21 protein-coding genes, 1 riboswitch and 2 other annotated features (2 of these 24 running past the window's edge) are annotated in these 18,256 nt (G+C 47.5%); of the genes, 15 read left to right on the top strand and 6 right to left on the bottom strand.

Translation table 11 applies throughout. The annotated features are described in order from the left end of the window. Positions 1–233: a binding site (T-box leader), on the top strand; it begins 27 nt to the left of the window's first position. A gap of 99 nt (positions 234–332) precedes the next feature. Further along, entirely contained in the window at positions 333–1,580 is a 1,248-nt protein-coding gene (gene ilvA, locus PMI05_RS11915; RefSeq protein ID WP_007721582.1) for a threonine ammonia-lyase IlvA, read from the top strand. A 181-nt stretch (positions 1,581–1,761) separates the two neighbouring features. Beyond that, a complete protein-coding gene (yhfH, locus tag PMI05_RS29990) occupies positions 1,762–1,923 on the top strand; it encodes a protein YhfH (protein WP_007721579.1) in 162 nt (53 codons plus the stop codon). 117 nt (positions 1,924–2,040) lie between these two features. On the opposite strand, the gene PMI05_RS11910 is transcribed toward yhfH, so the two are convergent. Further along, positions 2,041–2,406, bottom strand: a complete 366-nt coding sequence (locus tag PMI05_RS11910; RefSeq protein ID WP_238543286.1) for a hypothetical protein — start codon at positions 2,404–2,406, stop codon at positions 2,041–2,043. Positions 2,407–2,502: 96 nt separating this feature from the next. Between PMI05_RS11910 and PMI05_RS11905 the strand changes: the two genes are divergently transcribed. The 3 genes from PMI05_RS11905 (at position 2,503) to PMI05_RS11895 (ending at position 5,184) form a co-directional block, all read left to right on the top strand. Beyond that, the gene (locus tag PMI05_RS11905; protein ID WP_007721570.1) at positions 2,503–3,075 is read left to right on the top strand and encodes a hypothetical protein; all 573 of its coding nucleotides are present in this window, start codon (positions 2,503–2,505) and stop codon (positions 3,073–3,075) included. A 94-nt stretch (positions 3,076–3,169) separates the two neighbouring features. After that, a complete protein-coding gene (locus PMI05_RS11900) occupies positions 3,170–3,733 on the top strand; it encodes a biotin transporter BioY (RefSeq protein ID WP_007721567.1) in 564 nt (187 codons plus the stop codon). 110 nt (positions 3,734–3,843) lie between these two features. Further along, positions 3,844–5,184 (top strand): cytochrome P450, encoded by a 1,341-nt coding sequence (locus tag PMI05_RS11895; protein ID WP_007721566.1) that lies wholly within the window; start codon positions 3,844–3,846, stop codon positions 5,182–5,184. Between the two features lie 190 nt (positions 5,185–5,374). Here the strand turns inward: PMI05_RS11895 and PMI05_RS11890 are convergent, their stop codons facing one another. The 3 genes from PMI05_RS11890 to PMI05_RS11880 form a co-directional block, all read right to left on the bottom strand. Continuing rightward, positions 5,375–6,760: a cell wall metabolism sensor histidine kinase WalK gene (locus PMI05_RS11890; RefSeq protein ID WP_007721565.1), complete on the bottom strand. Its 1,386-nt coding sequence runs from the start codon at positions 6,758–6,760 to the stop codon at positions 5,375–5,377. Then, complete coding sequence (locus PMI05_RS11885) at positions 6,761–7,480, bottom strand: response regulator transcription factor (protein WP_007721564.1); 720 nt, start codon at positions 7,478–7,480, stop codon at positions 6,761–6,763. It lies immediately after the preceding gene. Positions 7,481–7,693: 213 nt separating this feature from the next. Further along, entirely contained in the window at positions 7,694–8,215 is a 522-nt protein-coding gene (locus PMI05_RS11880) for a C40 family peptidase (RefSeq protein ID WP_007721563.1), read from the bottom strand. Positions 8,216–8,219: 4 nt separating this feature from the next. After that, a riboswitch (cyclic di-AMP (ydaO/yuaA leader) is annotated at positions 8,220–8,359 on the bottom strand. A 319-nt stretch (positions 8,360–8,678) separates the two neighbouring features. Between PMI05_RS11880 and PMI05_RS11875 the strand changes: the two genes are divergently transcribed. The 7 genes from PMI05_RS11875 to PMI05_RS11845 all read left to right on the top strand — a co-directional run bounded on the left by PMI05_RS11875 (position 8,679) and on the right by PMI05_RS11845 (position 14,235). After that, complete coding sequence (locus tag PMI05_RS11875; RefSeq protein WP_007721562.1) at positions 8,679–9,080, top strand: hypothetical protein; 402 nt, start codon at positions 8,679–8,681, stop codon at positions 9,078–9,080. Between the two features lie 84 nt (positions 9,081–9,164). Continuing rightward, on the top strand, positions 9,165–9,860 hold the full coding sequence (locus PMI05_RS11870) for a PspA/IM30 family protein (RefSeq protein ID WP_007721561.1): 696 nt from the start codon (positions 9,165–9,167) through the stop codon (positions 9,858–9,860). Between the two features lie 94 nt (positions 9,861–9,954). Continuing rightward, a complete protein-coding gene (locus PMI05_RS11865) occupies positions 9,955–10,533 on the top strand; it encodes a class I SAM-dependent methyltransferase (protein ID WP_007721560.1) in 579 nt (192 codons plus the stop codon). A 14-nt stretch (positions 10,534–10,547) separates the two neighbouring features. Beyond that, on the top strand, positions 10,548–11,438 hold the full coding sequence (liaF, locus tag PMI05_RS11860) for a cell wall-active antibiotics response protein LiaF (protein ID WP_007721559.1): 891 nt from the start codon (positions 10,548–10,550) through the stop codon (positions 11,436–11,438). 13 nt (positions 11,439–11,451) lie between these two features. Beyond that, positions 11,452–12,600 (top strand): sensor histidine kinase, encoded by a 1,149-nt coding sequence (locus PMI05_RS11855; protein ID WP_007721558.1) that lies wholly within the window; start codon positions 11,452–11,454, stop codon positions 12,598–12,600. 7 nt (positions 12,601–12,607) lie between these two features. Then, positions 12,608–13,237, top strand: coding sequence for a response regulator transcription factor (locus tag PMI05_RS11850; RefSeq protein ID WP_007721557.1), 630 nt, complete (start codon positions 12,608–12,610; stop codon positions 13,235–13,237). A gap of 173 nt (positions 13,238–13,410) precedes the next feature. Further along, positions 13,411–14,235 (top strand): metallophosphoesterase, encoded by an 825-nt coding sequence (locus PMI05_RS11845; RefSeq protein ID WP_007721556.1) that lies wholly within the window; start codon positions 13,411–13,413, stop codon positions 14,233–14,235. 14 nt (positions 14,236–14,249) lie between these two features. Here the strand turns inward: PMI05_RS11845 and PMI05_RS11840 are convergent, their stop codons facing one another. Further along, positions 14,250–15,038 carry an N-acetylmuramoyl-L-alanine amidase gene (locus tag PMI05_RS11840; RefSeq protein ID WP_007721555.1) on the bottom strand — a complete coding sequence of 263 codons (789 nt, stop codon included), beginning with the start codon at positions 15,036–15,038 and terminating at the stop codon, positions 14,250–14,252. Positions 15,039–15,199: 161 nt separating this feature from the next. Here PMI05_RS11840 and PMI05_RS11835 point away from each other — a divergent pair, with 161 nt between their 5' ends. Beyond that, positions 15,200–15,430 (top strand): YneF family protein, encoded by a 231-nt coding sequence (locus PMI05_RS11835; protein WP_007721554.1) that lies wholly within the window; start codon positions 15,200–15,202, stop codon positions 15,428–15,430. A gap of 21 nt (positions 15,431–15,451) precedes the next feature. After that, positions 15,452–15,631 (top strand): hypothetical protein, encoded by a 180-nt coding sequence (locus PMI05_RS11830; protein ID WP_007721553.1) that lies wholly within the window; start codon positions 15,452–15,454, stop codon positions 15,629–15,631. A gap of 48 nt (positions 15,632–15,679) precedes the next feature. Here PMI05_RS11830 and PMI05_RS11825 read toward each other — a convergent pair whose 3' ends face one another. Beyond that, positions 15,680–16,561 (bottom strand): LysR family transcriptional regulator, encoded by an 882-nt coding sequence (locus tag PMI05_RS11825; protein ID WP_007721551.1) that lies wholly within the window; start codon positions 16,559–16,561, stop codon positions 15,680–15,682. A 149-nt stretch (positions 16,562–16,710) separates the two neighbouring features. Between PMI05_RS11825 and PMI05_RS11820 the strand changes: the two genes are divergently transcribed. Then, positions 16,711–18,078: an MFS transporter gene (locus PMI05_RS11820; protein ID WP_007721544.1), complete on the top strand. Its 1,368-nt coding sequence runs from the start codon at positions 16,711–16,713 to the stop codon at positions 18,076–18,078. An 81-nt stretch (positions 18,079–18,159) separates the two neighbouring features. Then, positions 18,160–18,256: a binding site (T-box leader), on the top strand (it continues 173 nt past the right edge of the window).

Here is an 18,256-nt window from a genome sequence, read left to right as displayed (position 1 = left end):
AACAGTAAGCAGCGTGCAGAGAGCCGTTCCCCGTGCTGAAAGAATGGCCGCCAGCCTGTTTTGAAAATCACCTTGGAGCATTGTCCTGGAAAATCAGCTTGCTTAGCCAGTGAGTATAGGACAACGAATTCGTCCTCGTTATCGGACGGGAGTTTCATAGTGAACTTCCTAAGTCTGTTTTTCGTGAGGAAGACAGAGAAGCTGAGTGGTACCGCGATGCCCTCGCCTCAGCCAGCCGTGCGCCAATTGTGCGTAGCTGGTTTGGGGCGGGGGCTTTTTGATTTGGTCTGGTCTCTACAACAACAGAGAAGTTACTTAGGAGGAACATATATATGCATACGGTTAGAGTGGAAGACATCGTAGTAGCCAATCACGCATTGAAAGACGTGGTGGAGAAGACTCCATTACAAAAAAATAAAGTACTGTCTGAGCGCTACGGCTGCAATGTGTATTTGAAAAGAGAAGACTTGCAGGTCGTTCGTTCCTTCAAAATCCGCGGTGCTTATCATTTTATGCGGAATCTTTCCACAATGGAGCGGGAGCGTGGTGTCGTCTGTGCGAGTGCGGGCAATCATGCGCAGGGTGTAGCCTATTCGTGTAACCATTTGGAAATCAAGGGCACGATCTTTATGCCAGCGACCACTCCACGTCAAAAAATATCGCAGGTCAAGCTGTTTGGCGGCCCCTATGTAGAAGTTGTATTGATCGGTGATACCTTCGATGATTCATTCGCAGAGGCGATGAAGTATTGCATTCAGGAAGATCGGACCTTTGTCCACCCGTTTGATGATCCATTGGTGGTAGCTGGACAAGGAACAGTCGGTCTGGAGATTATGAATGACATGGAAGAACCAGCTGATTTCGTCTTTATGAGTATCGGCGGAGGTGGTTTGGCAGCGGGTGTGGGAACGTACGTAAAAGGCATCAGCCCGAACACACAGATCATTGGTGTGGAGCCGGCAGGAGCAGCTTCGATGCAAGCCGCTCTGGAACAACACGACGTTGTCACCTTAGATGAAATTGACAAGTTTGTCGATGGTGCAGCCGTCAAGCAAGTGGGGCAGCTAACGATGAGTATTTGTCAGGAGCTGCTGGATGACATCGTGCTGGTGCCAGAAGGCAAGGTGTGCACAACCATTTTGGAGTTGTATAACAGCAATGCCATCGTCGTAGAACCTGCAGGTGCCCTGTCGATTGCCGCTCTCGATTACTACCGGGATCAAATCGCAGGGAAAAACGTAGTTTGTGTCATCAGTGGCGGAAACAACGACATTGACCGGATGCAAGAGATCAAGGAACGCTCCCTGCTGCATGAGGGCTTGAAACACTATTTTGTTATCAATTTCCCACAGCGTGCCGGAGCCTTGCGAGAGTTTATGGAAAAAGTACTGGGGCCGCACGATGATATCACACGCTTTGAGTATACGAAAAAGAACAACAAAGAAAATGGTCCAGCGCTGGTTGGTATTGAAATGAAATGCCAAGATGACTATCAGCCATTAGTCAGTCGGATGAAGCAGCATGGTATCCGCTATGTAGAGATTACGCATGATCCGTATTTGTTCAATTTGCTGATTTAATCCCTTGTGTTACAACAGATGCGGAATTTACAAAAATGTATGAATACAGCGAAAAAAGGAGCAATGAAGAGAGATTGAGCGAGAGAGAAAGATAAATCGGCGTAATGTATTATAACAAACTTTTATAAAACAGATGCTGTTGTAATACAATACAGATAATAACACACGGGGGGGTTTAATCATGACGCCGATCACTACTTTCTTTCGCAATCTCGAAGCAAAATGCTGTGCTGCTTGCGGTCAGATGATCCATGAACAAGCTGAATCGTATGCAACAGAATGCGCACCTTGCCAAGAGCAAGCATCCTTTGACGCTTACAAGTACTATCATCAAAAACGCTAGGTCGAACATGAATACTGGATAAAACAGGTGTACCACAGGGCATGAGCCATGGGAGGTATACCTGTTTTTTGATTCAAAGAAAAAGCCGCTGTTCCATAACAACGGCTTTTTCGCATGTCAGCGCGGTTTATCGGCGTGCTTCGCAGCTTCCTGCTTGACGTAATCAATCAGCCCCAATTGAAAGCCTTCCTGTGTAAGGAGACGTTTGGCTTCATACGTACTCGCATAATAGGCTTGGACATGCGGATCGTTGTCCAGAACGTAACGACACGCCTGATCACGAGACAACTCCTGGTACCAGTCTGTCTGTTTTATTTGGGCGACGAGATCCTCATAGGCTGGTTCCGGCTTTTTCCATGGATTCAAGCGATGAATAATTTCACCAAGGATTGCAACAACGATTAGAATTCCGATTAAAAACATGGCTGTCACCTCAAAGGTTGGATCACTCTCATGGTACCACTCTCCTGAAGGCGCCGCCATGGGGAAGTGGGTCTGCTTGCAAAACAAGTAGAAAGCAGGCATGCTATATACTGTAAATAGAAAGGGCCCGATTGTGTGGGAAAAGGAGGGTGCGAGATGTTTCATCCGCTTGTTTTTGACAATATCAGAGTTGTGTTGGAAGGTGCGGTATACGACCGGGACTTCGAAGGAGCAATCACGATTACGAACCGTTCGGATGTCATGGATATGGCTACGTTCCATCGACAGTTTCAGATCGAGTTCAAGCTGGCTGATCAACATGATCATACCGTAGCTGTCCGTGCTGAGATGCAGCTTCGTACCCAGTTAGCTGATATTGCAGCCGAGCAGCTAGAACAGCCGTTGACAGATCATATCGGATGTACGATTTGTATCCATTTTTTCATGCAGATGGAAAATTACAGAGATATGCCCGCAGAAGCGAGAGAAATCACATCGATTCTCAATGACATCTGGGGTCAGCGACCTTATATTACACAGAAAGTATCGGCTAAGCTAGAGGAGCATCGAATCGATTGGCCGCCGAAGCAAATAACCAATCAGGTGACGCTGGACTTTCATCGGAAAATTGATGAAGGCAACATCGATGACTTGAACGAATTAATCGATCATACGGTTCAGTCACTTCAAAAGCTGCAGTTATACATGGATCAACAAGCAAAAAGGTAAGCGGACAGAACGGGGATTTACAAAAGGGCAGATGCGTATTATTATTTTGTTAACCTTATAACACCTTTAGTTAACAAAACGGAGGCTAGTACGCATGAGAAACGAACGATTGAGATGGCTGTTGCTCTCTGCCATCTTTGCCGCAATGACAGCGGTATTGTCGCAGGTGACTATTCCCTTGCCGTTGATTCCGATTACCGCGCAGACGTTAGCAGTAGGGCTGACGGCGACCATTTTGGGAAGACGATACGGGACACTGGCTTTGGTTATTTACGTTTTGCTCGGTGCAGTTGGATTGCCTGTATTCAGCGAGGCAAAAGGCGGATTGCAAATATTGGTTGGCAAATCCGGCGGGTACATATTTGGGTTCATTGCAACCGCTTATGTGACCGGGCTCTACTTGGAGAAAACAAGATTCAACCTGAAAAACGCCATCATCGCCAATATCATTGGCATGTTTGTCGCACTCGCTTTTGGTACTGTACAGCTCAAATACGTCATGGACATTCCATGGGATAAAGCTATTGCTTTTGGTACAACTCCTTTCCTCATTGTAGGGGTTGTCAAAGCAGTTCTGGCTTCTCTGATTGGCATCAAGGTACGCGAACGACTGATTGCTTCTCGTCTGTTGCGCTCAGATCAACCTGTTACACGATAATCAAAATGATTTTCTAAGCCATCCGAAGTTCGGGTGGCTTTTTTTCGCATAATCTCCTTATCGTGCCGGATACTATCGGTAGGATTTTGCATGTAAAAAGGAGGAGACGTATGAATATCACGATCACTGGCCCAAAAGGTCTTCCGATCTCAGGGAACTTGATGGCATTTCGCCGATCGCCGCTTCAGTTCATCCGCGACGCTGCAGAAGAGCATGGAGAAGTCGTCCATTTTCGTTTCGGTCCTTCCCGCCATGTTTACCTGTTAACGAATCCGGATCACATCAAAGAGGTTTTGGTCAGCAAACAGGCGCATTTTCGAAAAGGGAAAGGACTACAGGCTGCGCGACCTGTTGTAGGAGATGGAATTCTTACTAGTGAAGGAAAAAAGCATTTGCGACAACGGCGGCTTATGCAGCCAGCTTTTCATCGAGATCGTATCGCCACCTACGGAGATGTGATGGTCCGACAAGCAGTTGATCTCATGTCGGATTGGAAAACCGGGGAGCTGCGCGATATTCACTCGGACATGATGAAAGTAACTCTTGCGATCATTACGGAGACGATGTTTGGCAAAACCGTCAAGGAAGGCGCCGATCAGATTGGACATGCCATTGATGTCGGTTTGAAATACGTGGCAAATAAAGGTTCCTCTTTTATCGACATTCCTTTGTCCGTACCTACCAAAAGCAATCGGGAGTTCCTGGAGTCGAGTGAGCTGTTGGACAAAACAATCTATTCCTTGATCGAAGCTCGTCGTAATAGCGAAGGAGAAGAGCACAAGGACTTGTTGGAGATGCTTTTGGCAGCACGTGATGAAGATGATGGGGAAGGAATGACAGACGAGCAGGTGCGCGACGAGGTCATGACCATTTTTGTAGCTGGCCATGAGACGACTGCGAATACCATGTCATGGATTTTCTATTTGCTGGCTACTCATCCCGAGGTGGAGAAAAAGCTGCATGACGAGCTGTCAACGGTGCTATGTGAAAAGCTGCCGACAGTCGAGGATCTTCCCCAGCTGAAGTATACGAATCTCATTGTACAGGAAACACTGAGGCTCTATCCTGCGGCCTGGACGATTAACCGGGAAGTGGTAGAAGAGGTTGAGATCGGCGGTCACACGTACAAGCCTGGCGAAACACTGATGATGAGCCAATATGTCATGCACCGTAACCCACGCTATTATGAGCAGCCTGAACAATTCATTCCAGAGCGTTTTGACAGCGACCTCTTAAAAAGAAATCCAGCTTATGCTTATTTTCCGTTTGGCGGTGGGCCACGTGTTTGTATCGGGAACAACTTTGCTTTGATGGAGGCGGGTTTGCTATTGGCGACGATCGCACAGCGATATCGACTACGCCTGGCTGAACCGAATCAGGCAGTGGAGCCCGAGCCGTTGGTCACCTTGCGTCCCAAAAGCGGACTGCCGATGCGTTTGGAGAAGAGATAGAAAAAAATGGAAATAGAGGGCAAAAAAAGAGGCATCTTATCACTACGGTTTCGCCGATTGTGTCAGATACCGAACTGGGGGTTATTTATCACTGAAAGCAACATGCTTACAAAAATTATTTTACTAGCAAAATATAAAGAAATAATTAACTGGCAATAAATCTATATAAAGTAAGGGTAGCTTGTGAAAGCTACCCGTGGAAGAAGGGGATGGTGAAGGAGAAACTGCTTCCCATTCCCAATTCACTGTTTACCATCAGATCTCCGCCGTGAAGCCGGACGATGCTCTTGCAAATCGTTAAGCCTAAGCCTGTACCACCATTGTTGCGATTTCGTGATTTTTCCGCCCGATAAAACTTGGTGAAAATCTTCGGCAAGTCTTCAGAGGCGATTCCTTCTCCTTTGTCGATCACAGTAAAAAGGACATGTCCTTCTCGCTGATCACAAGTAAGGTAAATGGAGCCATCCGGTTTATTGTAGTGAATGGCGTTGTTCAACAAGTTTTCCATGACACGTCGCAGCTTGGTCTCATCCGCTTCGATGTGCAGTTCATTTGAGATACGCAGCTTCCATTGAAAGGTGAGGCCTGCTTCTTTGATTCTTGGCAAATAGTCCTCAATAATTCCTCTCAAGAAGCCTTTGACATGAATGCGGTTAATGTTGAGTCGGACTTCGGAGCTTTGGGTGGTGAAGTCCTGCAACTCATCCAGGAGCTTTTCCAAGTCCGTCGTTTTTAGCTCGATTTTGCTCATCTGTTTCTGTATTTTGGTCATATCCGTCACACGACCGGAGCCGATATATGACGCATACCCTTTGATCGTGGTGAGTGGTGTGCGGAAGTCGTGGGCGATCGAAGCAATCATTTCAGCCTGTCTTTCTTCCGCTAAGCGAAGCTCATCAACCATATCCCCGAAATATCGAAAGAGTTGTCCAAACTCGTCATGCGATCGATACGTAAATGTCACTAACCGTTTCCCTTCCTGGATTTCTTGGGTGACGCGCGATAATTCGTTCACGGGCCGTAGTATCCAGCGAACGAACAAAGCGAGTAGAACCAATCCTACCAGACTAATGCTTCCGTAAATAAACCAAAGCATCATGGAAACCCCTGTCGTAGCCATTATGTCGTAATCATCTGTGTAGAAATAAACAACGATCTCCCCTGTACGCGGTGGCTCCTGCTGAAAATGGTACTCAGCTACCACTTTGAGGTCATTTTGCTTGGCAGAATCGCCACGGTTTGATGAGGAGGGAGAAGGCATTTTCAAATTATAGGCGCGTGATGTTTTGCTGTAGATGGTGTTTCCATTGGCATCCTTCACGAGCATGCGGTACATCACGTCGTCTGGCAACTGCTTTTCAAGCTCCAAACGTTCGATTGGGTCCTTGAAATTACTGACGAGAAGCAATTGATTGAGCATGACCTTCTCTGCGGCTTCCTTCTCAGCCTGGTACTGATTATGCCGATCATTTTTGAGTTGAGCGACAATAATGTCTTGAAAAACAAATTTAAACAACAAGATGTTGAGTGTGATCAAGGCAATGAAGGAGAGAAAAATTTTATTACGTAAGCTCATTTAAAGCTTCTCCCCGATGAATACGTAGCCTGTCCCCCATTGTGTTTTAATGAACTGACGCTCTGTTTCCAACTTTTCACGGAGGTTTTTGATATGGACGGTCACTGTATTGAGCGAGCCATAACCATATCCCCAGACACGGTCATAGATTTGCTCTCTTGTAAAGACGATGCCCGCATTTTCTGCGAGGAATGTGAGCAGTTGAAATTCTTTGGTAGAGAGCTCAATTTTTTGATTACATACATAAACGGAATACGTTTCTTTATGAATTTCTAGGTCCTTGAATTTCAAAACCGTAATCGGAGAAGAGGCTGTTTCCTTCTCAGGCTGCTCCTCCGTATGCTTGCGAATGCGCTCATAACGACGCAGGTGGGCACGAATGCGAGCGAGCAGTTCTTCTGTATCAAATGGCTTCGTAATGTAATCGTCTGCGCCGATTTCGAAGCCGACTACCTTATCTACCGCTTTTCCTTTTGCACTGAGAAACAGTATAGGCAAATCCCACTCACGGCGAATTTGAGAACAGAGCTCGTAGCCACTCATGTTGGGCATCATAATATCCAAAAGGATCAGGTTGGGTCGCTCTCCTTGACTGAGCAGGGAGAGTGCATCTTCTCCACTCTCTGCAGAGGAAACGGTGAAGCCCTCGTTCTCCAAAATGTCTTCTAGCAGTTCAATAATCTCCAGATTGTCATCGACAATTAAAATGTGATCTTTCACCGGAAAACCCCCAGTTACTTCTATTAATAAGGAATACCATTCAAAGAATGGGTCTTGTCTATCATAACATGCTTTGACCTGATCAGGGGAAGAAACCCCGTAAGTTATTAAGTTGTTCTAATATATGAGGGTACCTCTTTAGACCAGGTACTAAGTTTCGTCAGAAAAAGCCAGAGACGTAGTGTCCCTGGCTTTTATTATTTTGCCGAACGACTATTTTTGAGCTGGTTTTTCCGGCAACGATGCAGCTTGCACCGCTTTTTCCTTTTTCGGAGTTTCTGCTTTCGCTAGAACAGGAGCGCCGAGACGCTTGGCGCCTACATAACGCTTGCTCCAGTAGTATGGATCGCTCAACTTAGTGTTGACGACTCCACGACCAGATTCCGAGTGCACGAATGTGCCGTCTCCAATGTAGATACCCACGTGAGAAATGCTGCGACCGTTCGTATTGAAGAACACGAGATCGCCTGGCTGCAAATCTTTTCTGGCTACCTCTGTACCTAATTCGTACTGAGAAGCAGAATTGTGAGGCAGGTCTACACCTAACGCATCAAATACGTAGCGCGTGAAACCGGAGCAGTCAAAGCCCTTTTTGGACGAGCCGGAAGATTTGTAAGGGGTACCGTACAAGTCGCTGACTACTTCATTGAGAGAATTCTCCTCAGCAGCATGTGCAGCGCCTGCCCCCATAGCAAGCATTCCAGCCATAAATAAAGATAAAACTACCTTGCGCAAAAGAAACTGCTCCCTTCGTGAGCCTACGAGGTTAGCTGAAGGGTTCGGTCGAAAGGACGCCCTAGGCTGCTAGGAGTAGCAACCATTCACCCCAAAAACGTGGTTCCCCCGTTTCCGCCAAGCGGAATTCGGCTATTTTTCGATGTTTTTTTACACGCACTCTTACGAAGATTCTACGTCAGTCTTTCTTTTCCTTCTTTTTCATCCGATTGTTCACATATTCGTCACAAAAATACCGTCAAATGCTGTAACGTTTTCGTTCAACAGTGCAAGACGCCTTTCGACGCGCGCTTGTTCTGCCTTGCGGGACAGCTCGTCCGATTAGGGCAGGAAATTGTCTCCGTCCAAGGACGGAGGGAAAAACCAACCGCACGCCCGTTATGGGAAGCCTATACCGAGGGCTACAATAAGGGCATAACGTTCCACAAGCACCACATGCAAAACGAATGGAGGTAAGCGAGTAATGAGCGAACGGTCTGGCAAAGTTCTACTCGGGCTGGTTCTGCTGCTAGTCGGTGGGTTGGTTCTTCTAGATCTGGTGGGTATCGATATCGGAGACTTGCTCGGGTTCATCATTCCCGGTGTGATCATGATATACGGTGCCAAAAAGATTATGGGACAAACCGGTTCACGCTTTTGGGGAATCCTAGTCTTCCTATTCGGGTTCCTGATGTTGATTGGCAAGCTTGACCTACTATTTCACGCACTTCTGGCCATTGGGGTGATTTATCTGGGATATCGCTTACTGCGTCCCAGTCAAGAACCTAAACAAGCTCCACCTGCTTGGGAGCGTGAATGGGCCCAAAAAGTATTAAAAGAAGATACGCTAGACGCTTGGGAGAGAAACGTAACCAAACGACCATAACCGTTTTGGTAACCGCAATAACACTGTGTCGCAAGAGTCTTTTGGATGAACAATATGATGTGATATGATGAGGAGGAAAAAATAATGAGTATCTTTAAACGTTTGCGTGACCTGACAGTAGCTTCGGTAAATGATGCATTGGATTCGATGGAAGATCCGGTAGTAATGCTGAATCAATATATGCGTGATATGGAAGTAGAAATCGGACAAGTTGAAGTAGCAGTTGCCCGTCAGGTTGCACTGGAGAAGAAATTCCGCCAGCAATTGGACGAAGCCAATGCTCTGATCGAAAAACGCGATCGTCAAGTCAAGCTCGCTTTGACTGAGGGAGAAGACGAGTTGGCTCGTCGAGCACTCGCTGACAAGAAGCAGTACGAAGGTCGTGCAGCGGAATATGAAGCTCTCTACCTATCAGCATCCGAGGCAGCCACGCAAATGCGCGAGAAGCTGGCTGAGCTGAAGGAAGAGTTCTATAAAATGCGTGCGAAAAGGTTCACACTGATGGCACGTGCACAAGTAGCTCGTACACAAAAGCAAGTCAATCAAGCAGTTGTCGGTATCGGTAATCCGTCCGCAGGCCGTGGCTTCGCCCGCATGGAAGAAAAAGTCATGCGCATGGAAGCAGAAGCGCAAATGAGTGGACAATGGCGCCAAACAGACCGCGCTTGGGAGAACGCTTTGTCTGAACTGGAAAAGGATGATCTCGATGCAGAACTTGCCAGCATCAAAGCATCCATTAATGAAGTAAAAACACCGGTAGCAAAACCAGTACAATCCTAATTCGACAGGAACTGGGGGACTGGGTGTAGAATAGATTGTGTCAATTTGGCAGCCTGTGTACATCAGGCTGCTTTTCCCCTAGGAGGTACGATTCTTGCAGGACTTCTTGGTCTTTTTGCGGCGGTTTATCGCTGAGCCTGGACGCGTCGGTAGTATAATCCCCAGCTCTCGTTTTTTATGTGAGCAAATGTTGAAAAGCGTCGATTGGGCTTCAACCGATGTGATCCTGGAGCTGGGACCTGGTACAGGGGCATTTACCCAAACGATCTATCAGCGCTTGCGTCCCGGCACACAGTATGTGCTTGTGGAACGAGATTCCCATTTTCGCTCTATGCTTCAATCACGTTTTCCCGATCTTCCTATCAGGGAGGAAGCGACTCAACTTAGGTCTTACTTGGAGGAGCAGAACCTTGCAGGTGCAGATGTCATTATCTCAGGTCTGCCATTCGCCAACTTTCCACAAGAGCTGAGGGCAGCAATTCTGGACGAAGTTCAATCTGTACTGAAGCCAGGGGGCCTATTTATTACATTCCAATATTCGCTACAACTCCAAGCTGAGTTGCAGGATCGTTTTTCCTGGGTCAAGATCGACTTTACCCTGTTGAACATTCCGCCTGCATTCATCTATACATGTCGTAATGGTCAAAGTGAAAACGATCAGCATGGGGCGTGAGAGAGGAGACTTTTGTGAAACTGTCCCGTTTGCACAAAATGTTGGCTGGTATCCTGATTATTTTTACGGGAATCGGCCTTTTGTTAGACAGTTTGGGTATCATTTCGTTCGGTCTTTTTGATTTGTGGCCGATGGTTCTTATTTATTTCGGCCTTCGTTTGTGGGGGCAGAAAAATCGGATTGGCGGAGGGATTCTATTCTCCCTGGGGACCATTATCGCGATGGATATGTGGTTTCGTGTCGGGATCGATGATTTGTTCCAAATTGCAGTGCCAATCGTGTTTATTTATTTCGGATTTCAATTGATTCGGGGCAAGAACAGCAGAAGAGATCACCGTGTGAATCAATCTTTGGGCGATACAGGGACCCCATCTGCTGCGGAGACGATTATGACAAGTGATGCGAGTGTTCCGAGTGACATGAAGGTTTCAACAGAGGAACGTCCTTGGTTAGACAGCTGGAATAAATGGAAGCAAGTTGGTGGCAAAATTCCTCATCACGAAGGAATGTCTTCATCACCTGACGACACGTTGCCAAAAGATTCCCGCAGTTCTCTGATTGGAGATTATCACCTGACCTCGGGGCGTTTTGAACTCAATCACTTGCATGTCTGGCATGGAATCGGGGATGTTGTGATTGATCTTTCCCGGGCAGTGTTGATGCGAGATGAGGCAGTTCTAGTCGTAGAGGGCTGGGTAGGCGATGTGACGATTTATGTGCCTGTCGATCTTCCTGTATCGGTAACGGCAGGGTTGAGTATTGGTGACCTGGAGGTGCTAAGCCACCGTCAGGGAGGTATCAATCGCAGTGTTAAGATTCGTTCTGATCAGTACGATGAAGCATTGCAAAAAGTAAACTTGCATATCTCGCTGCTTGTCGGCGATATAAAAGTCAAGTACATCTAGGAGGTACTGGCGGATGCGTCGACAGCGATTGGCAAGTATTCAGTGGCAATACGTGCGCTATGGCATGTTACTGGCCGTCAGTGCAATTACTGCCGCGTTTATTTGTTTCTTTTGGCTATACTTTTTATGGAAAGATCACCCTGGGATTCATCGGTGGTACAACGAAATGATTAGCGACCGCAACCTCGTGTGGTGGCTTGAAGAATATATAGGCATCAATCTGCCTGCTGATCCAGAGGGCTTGATTCAGCTTGCTGCTTTTGTTGTCTCTTTGCCTGCAGGTGTCTTAGTGGCATTGATCATTTCCTATATCATTGGCAATTTGTTGAAAAAGAGACTTAGTGTACTGTGGGAAGCTGCCATGAAGCTTGGGCGCGGAATGCTGTCGTATCGTGTTCCCGAATTGGGCGTCGATGAAGTCGGCGAATTAGGATGGCAGATCAATCGTTTGGCTTCACAATGGGAAGAGCAAGTGGCATCTTTGCAGCGGCTGTCGAACCACAATGCGGCTCTCGCAGAACAATTGAAGCATGCAGCGGTAACAGAGGAGCGACAGAGATTGGCGAGAGAACTGCATGATGCAGTCAGCCAGCAGCTGTTCGCCATCGCCATGACGACTGCGGCGATGAAGCGGCTAGTAGAAAAAAATCCACAACGTGCAGCACAACAGATTGAATTGGTCGAAGAGATGGCAGCAGCTGCACAAGCGGAGATGAGAGCATTACTCTTGCATCTTCGTCCGGCTACGTTACAAAACAAGTCATTGAAGGAAGCCATTCTGGAACTTTTAGATGAGCTGACGCGTAAAAATACTATACAGCTGACTTGGGAGATTGAAGACGTCGAAGGCTTGCCGAGTGGAATTGAGGATCATTTGTTCCGCATTTTGCAGGAGTCCTTGTCCAATACATTACGGCATGCCAGAGCTACCCAGATTACAGTAAAGCTGTTTACACTGCAAGAGCAGGTTCGCCTGCGAGTAACGGATGACGGTGTTGGTTTTGATCCGGATGGGGAGAAAATGACGTCCTACGGTTTGCGCAGCATGCAAGAGCGCGTAGCAGAGGTCGGAGGCTCCATGGAGATTTACTCGGCAATTGGGAAGGGGACGCAAATTGAGGTGCGTATTCCTCTAATGTCACAGACGGAACGGGAAGGGTGAAGGCTCGGTGATTCGGGTACTACTGGTAGATGATCACGAAATGGTTCGGATGGGTCTGGCTGCTTATTTGTCTACGGAGGACGATATTGAAGTCGTAGCAGAGGCAGGCAGTGGAGAAGAAGGGGTGCGGATGACGCAAGAGCTGCGCCCAGATGTCGTTCTGATGGATTTGGTCATGGAAGGCATCGGTGGTGTGGAAGCGACTCGGCGTATTCGTGAAAGCTGTCCATCCAGTAAGGTTATTGTCTTGACCAGCTTTATTGATGACGAAAAGGTATATCCGGTCATTGAAGCGGGGGCATTCAGCTATTTGCTGAAGACTTCGCGTGCAGCTGAGATTGCAAAGGCAATCCGCTCTGCTGCGGCGGGTGAGCCAGTTTTGGAATCGAGGGTAGCAGGAAAAATCATGGCCCGTTTCCGTCACGGCCAAGAGTCCCATCCCCATGAGCAACTGACGCCGCGCGAGTTGGAGGTTTTGAAGCTGATCGGTCAGGGCAAGTCCAACCAGGAGATTGCAGATGAGCTGATTATCGGGATCAAAACGGTCAAGACTCATGTGAGCAACATTCTTGCCAAGCTGAACGTGGAGGATCGCACGCAAGCGGCCATTTACGTGCATACGCATAGCTTAGGCTAATCACATAGCATCATGGATAGGTAAACGCGCCAAAAAGCTCCTCGGTAAACAGGGGCTCTTTCGCGCGTTTACTTGTTAAACAGTTTTCTTGTACACAACCCGTGAGTTTTTTTCGCAGATGTGGTAAAGATAGTAAGTAACGAATGAGAGATAACGGAAAGGAGGGACGCGCTATGAGGCACAAACCTCAAACGCGCTCCAAGGTGCTTTCGGCTGACAATGGTGTGGATATCGTCGGCGATGTTCACGGCTGTTACGACGAATTTATAGAATTGCTCAAACGCTTGGGATATGAACAAACCCGAGACGGTACATATCGCCATCCCCACGGCCGAAAGCTCCTTTCCCTCGGTGATATCACGAGTCGTGGACCTTACTCAATCAAAATGCTGCAATTTTTTCACCATCATGTCACGGCAGGCCTGGCTGAGATGGTGGATAGTAACCACGGGTGGAAAGTAGCACGTTGGTTGGATGGCAGACCAGTGACATTGGCACACGGAGATGAAAAGGTAGAAGAGGAGGTTCGGCTGTATCAGCAAGAATACGGACCGAAGAAGGCCTCCTTGCTGCGAGAGCAGAGTCGCAGATTGCTATTTTCTTCTCCTTCGCACATGATCATCAAACAGAATGAAAAAACAGTAGCGGTCGCCGTTCATGCGGGGATTCGCGATGATTATATAGGAATGGATTCGCCTGCGGTCTACACGTTTTGCCGATATGGTGATGTGGCAGGGACGGGACCGGATGGGCGCCCGATCCGTAGAGAATGGGCAAAAGAACGAAAAGTGACTTCGCCCATAATCGTATGGGGACATGATCCGCATCCAGAACCAAAACGAAAAAATGGCACCATCAACATCGACCAAGGTTGTGTGTTCGGCGGAATGCTAACCGCCTACCGCTACCCAGAGGACGAATTAGTGAGTGTGCCAGCAAAAAGAAACTATTCGGGCTTAACGGATACGCCGCTGACCCGTTTTAAGGCAGACGATTAAACGGAGACGTTATGTTACGTTTTGAGCTTTTCGAATAAACGCTTCAGGATGACAGCCTGTGCCCAGAGCGGCAGAGGTTGGTCAGGCTGCTGACGCCATTGTTCGTCGGTTAATAAGCCTTGATCATACAGCCAGTTGACGGCTTCCTGCTTCCAGTTAGGCACATTTCCTTCTCCGTTTCCAGGAGAAGTGGTGGGAGCAAGGGTCGGTGCTGTAGTAGGTTTTGGAGTAGAAGTAGGAGTCGTAGGGGGCTGGTAGGGAAGTTTAGCGTACGTGCAAAATGCCCGGACTACCCCTTCCGCGAGATCTCGCCAATCCTGTTGCAGTTTATTTGCGTCCAAAGTATTGTCGGCAAAGCCATACTCGACGATTACCGTCTCCACGCTGCCAGTCTCCCGGTGCATGAAGTAGTAATCGAGCCGCGGATTATCAGGCAGTGTCCGCGTAAAAATGCGTCGATTCGGCATCCCTTCCGCTGCCAGGGCATCCTGGATCAATTGGGGAAAGGTTGGGGTGCCGTAAATGGAGTAAATGACCTCGGAGCCTCGGCCGCCACCTGAGTTGATGTGGTTCGCTATACAGTAGCGAGCACCGCTGTTTCGAACCAGAGCAGTCCGAGCCTCACTTGTCAGAGTCACATCGGTTGTCCGTGTGATAGCGACAGGAATATTTAGAGCCAAAAAGCGATTATATTGGTAGAGCGATATTTGCAAATTCATATCTTTCTCGGTAAATTGCGTGTTGTTTCCTCCACCTGGATCGCTGCCACCGTGTCCAGCGTCCAGAATCACAATTGGAGCCATAGTTGTTTCACCTCTTGCTATTAGAATATGCTTGAAACAAAGATATTGTTGAGGGCAGTGTTCTCATTTTCCAAGTTTTCTAATCACAATTTACAGAAGATAGCCCAACTATGGTACAATAAAAGAGTTCATAATTACGTATAGAGGATGGTAATGTATTGATGGCTTGGTACAACTGGGTAATTCCAATTGTTACATTGTTAATCGGTCTCGCTGGTGGATTTTATGGAGGGACTTATTTCTTGAAAAAACAAATGTCCAACATGCAAATGGACGACAAGCAGCTTCAAGCCATGGCCCGTTCGATGGGGATGAATCTTAACCAAAAGCAGCTCAAACAGATGAGCCGTACGATGAAAAACATGAAAATGCCAAATAAATTCGGGAAGTAGCGTGAAAGGGAGTGTCGTTTGATGGGGGCGACCCGGCTGCGCTACACGATGATCGGTTTTATTCTCGGCGTGTTTATCGTGTATCTGAAAGACCTGCCGCTTGCCGAAGGAACTCGGTTTGCGGCCCCTTTTTACGGAGCGGGGATTGGACTGCTCATTGACGGCATTATTTTACGTATGAAAAAAAGAAAACAAGAGTAGGGGAAGAGCCTGGCGAATGATGCCAGGCTTTTTTCTGTTGGAAAGGGCTTATTTTTTAAGAGACTCAGCAAAATATTGGACGATAAAATCACAGAACTTGCGTGCTGCCAGGGAGAGATATCTTTTTTCGTGCCGAATCATTTGAAAATGTCGCTGGCAGATCGGGTGTTCGATCGGAAGCATGACAAGGTGAGGGTCTTCGTCTCGACTGATACAGCCATAGAGGGCGATGCCAAGACCTGCGCGGACCAGCTTTTGGATAGAGCCGGGATCATCTACCCGACAAGCGAATTTGGGGGTAATCCCTGCTTTTTGAAAGAACTGATCGTACAGCATTTGGATGGGAAAGTCCTCCCTGTATCCGATAAAGGACTCTTCAGCCAGCTCGCTTAGTCGAATACTGGTTTTCTTAGCTAAGTGATGTGTGCGGGGGACAGCTACATGAATATCTTCTTTCAATACAGGCGTAGTCAAAATATCCGGCACCCTGATCGGTAAATGGGTGAAGCAAACATCCACTTCGCCTGACTCCAAGAGGGTTGCCATTTCTTCGATGCTGGCTTGCGTGATCTGGAAGTGTACTTCAGGATGGAGGGCGAGAAACTTGCCCAACGGTTCTGATAACAGATCCAAGGTCGACGTTGCCAGATGAATACGACCATGCTCCATTCCGGCCATATCCGATACGACTTTTTGCCCTTCCTCCAACAAGTTCAGTGCTTTATCTACCCGCTCCAAATACGCCTTCCCAAATGTATTCAGCCGAATACGTCCTCGCTCGCGGTCAAATAACGGAACCCCGACATCCTCTTCCAACCGAGCAATGGTTTTGCTGAGAGCAGGTTGAGCAATCCGCAACTCTTGGGCGGCTTTCGTCATATGCTGCCACTTGGCCACTGTTCGGAAATAGTGCAATTGCAACAATTCCATTCGATTCAACTCCATATACTCAGGTATATCAACTACATGTCAAAAGATATATTTTCGTTTATTTTAAAATCATTATAAACTACATCTAGCAAGGCCAACAATCACCTTCCCGGGAAGAAATCGGTGATAACGAGAGGTGTCTTTCCAATATGCAAACCGAACCACAACAACAATCTGCTGAAAAAGTTCTTCGCGTACTCGTGTTTACTCTCATGATTACGGTGATGAGTGCTACGATGTTCAATATCGTGTTACCGCAAATCAGGGCAGAATTTCATTTATCTTTTAGCCAAGTAAGCTGGGTGACGTCTGCCTTTTTGTTAATCTATGCGGTTGGAACCGTGATGTACGGAAAGCTAGCCGATTCCTACAAGCTCAAACATTTGCTTACATTCGGACTGATTCTATTTGCCATCGGCTCCGTTATCGGTTTTTTCGCCCATAATTATGGCATGGTGCTTTTTGGGAGAATTGTGCAAGCAGCAGGAGCGGCAGTTGTTCCAGCGACGTCTTCCATTATTCCGGTGCGTTATTTTCCAGCAGAGAGTAGGGGGCGAGCTCTAGGGATCTCAATGACCGGGATGGCAATCGGTAGCGCATTAGGTCCCGTTCTTTCCTCTTTGCTGGTCAGTCTGCTCGATTGGAGATGGCTGTTCTGCATGCCGTTGTTCACGCTTTTTGCCGTGCCTTTTTTCCGTAAGTATTTGGAGGAGGAGGAGCGGGAAGCTGTGAAAATGGACTGGATCGGTGGTGGGCTTCTCGCCATAACGATTGCGTTGCTTCTGCTGTCTATTACGAATCAGAGCTTGTTGCTCGCACTGGGGTACATCCTCTCATTCCTTCTATTTTGGGTAAGAATTCGGACGACCGCAGAACCTTTTGTTCGCCCTGGCTTATTCCGGAGCAAACGCTATTCGCTCGGGCTGGTCATTGCCTTTTTGATGATAGGGAGTGGCTATTCGTTCGCTTTCCTTAGTCCACAGTTGTTGGCAAATGTGAATCATCTGGCACCGGGGCTCATTGGCTTTGTCATGGTACCGGGAGCAATTGTGACCGCGTTTTTGGGGAAAAAGGCCGGGATTCTTGCAGATAAGAAAGGGAATTCGTATTTATTTTACACAGCGTCTGCGCTACTTTTGAGCAGCTTTGTCCTCTTCTCTTCCTTTGCGGGAGTATCCCCGTTCCTCATTGCCGTTTTTCTGATTTTTGGCAATGTCGGACTATCGTTTATGATGATTTCGATGTCAAACGCAATCTCGCAGTCACTACCAAAGGAACAGATCGGCGTCGGTATGGGACTGATGGCCATGCTGAACTTTATTGCAGGTGCACTTGCAGCTACCTTGTACGGCAAAACGATTGATGGAGGAGCTGCTGTGAGCTGGAATCTGCTCAATAGCTATCCAGGAGCGTCCGTCTATAGCAATATTTACTCCGCTTTAGTGCTCGTGATACTGGGTCTCGCCTGCCTTTATTACAGACAGTTCGGCCGCAGCTCAGTGAGAGGGTTCAATTAATTGAGCTATTAAAATTATTTTTATTGATAGCCTCCATTGACAATCAGATATAAACCGAATAAAATTTCAAACAATAATAACAATAACGCGAAGAACGGGAACAGTAAGTGGACTGATCTGTTTAGAGAGCTGCGGGGATGGTGCAACGCAGTCAGAGAAGCCAGTGAAGCTCGCCCGG

Source organism: Brevibacillus sp. BC25 (assembly GCF_000282075.1).
In the GTDB taxonomy this organism is placed as follows: Bacteria; Bacillota; Bacilli; order Brevibacillales; family Brevibacillaceae; genus Brevibacillus.
The sequence above is the reverse complement of the archived record's forward strand: the minus strand, read 5'-3'. Positions and strand labels throughout refer to the sequence as shown.

Excerpts from the sequence above, each read along its gene's own strand:
- ilvA (WP_007721582.1), top strand. The coding sequence starts at position 333 with ATGCATACGGTTAGAGTGGAAGACATCGTAGTAGCCAATCACGCATTG.
- yhfH (WP_007721579.1), top strand. The coding sequence starts at position 1,762 with ATGACGCCGATCACTACTTTCTTTCGCAATCTCGAAGCAAAATGCTGT.
- PMI05_RS11910 (WP_238543286.1), bottom strand. The coding sequence starts at position 2,406 with ATGGCGGCGCCTTCAGGAGAGTGGTACCATGAGAGTGATCCAACCTTT.
- PMI05_RS11905 (WP_007721570.1), top strand. The coding sequence starts at position 2,503 with ATGTTTCATCCGCTTGTTTTTGACAATATCAGAGTTGTGTTGGAAGGT.
- PMI05_RS11900 (WP_007721567.1), top strand. The coding sequence starts at position 3,170 with ATGAGAAACGAACGATTGAGATGGCTGTTGCTCTCTGCCATCTTTGCC.
- PMI05_RS11895 (WP_007721566.1), top strand. The coding sequence starts at position 3,844 with ATGAATATCACGATCACTGGCCCAAAAGGTCTTCCGATCTCAGGGAAC.
- PMI05_RS11890 (WP_007721565.1), bottom strand. The coding sequence starts at position 6,760 with ATGAGCTTACGTAATAAAATTTTTCTCTCCTTCATTGCCTTGATCACA.
- PMI05_RS11875 (WP_007721562.1), top strand. The coding sequence starts at position 8,679 with ATGAGCGAACGGTCTGGCAAAGTTCTACTCGGGCTGGTTCTGCTGCTA.
- PMI05_RS11870 (WP_007721561.1), top strand. The coding sequence starts at position 9,165 with ATGAGTATCTTTAAACGTTTGCGTGACCTGACAGTAGCTTCGGTAAAT.
- PMI05_RS11855 (WP_007721558.1), top strand. The coding sequence starts at position 11,452 with ATGCGTCGACAGCGATTGGCAAGTATTCAGTGGCAATACGTGCGCTAT.
- PMI05_RS11845 (WP_007721556.1), top strand. The coding sequence starts at position 13,411 with ATGAGGCACAAACCTCAAACGCGCTCCAAGGTGCTTTCGGCTGACAAT.
- PMI05_RS11840 (WP_007721555.1), bottom strand. The coding sequence starts at position 15,038 with ATGGCTCCAATTGTGATTCTGGACGCTGGACACGGTGGCAGCGATCCA.
- PMI05_RS11835 (WP_007721554.1), top strand. The coding sequence starts at position 15,200 with ATGGCTTGGTACAACTGGGTAATTCCAATTGTTACATTGTTAATCGGT.
- PMI05_RS11830 (WP_007721553.1), top strand. The coding sequence starts at position 15,452 with ATGGGGGCGACCCGGCTGCGCTACACGATGATCGGTTTTATTCTCGGC.
- PMI05_RS11825 (WP_007721551.1), bottom strand. The coding sequence starts at position 16,561 with ATGGAATTGTTGCAATTGCACTATTTCCGAACAGTGGCCAAGTGGCAG.
- PMI05_RS11820 (WP_007721544.1), top strand. The coding sequence starts at position 16,711 with ATGCAAACCGAACCACAACAACAATCTGCTGAAAAAGTTCTTCGCGTA.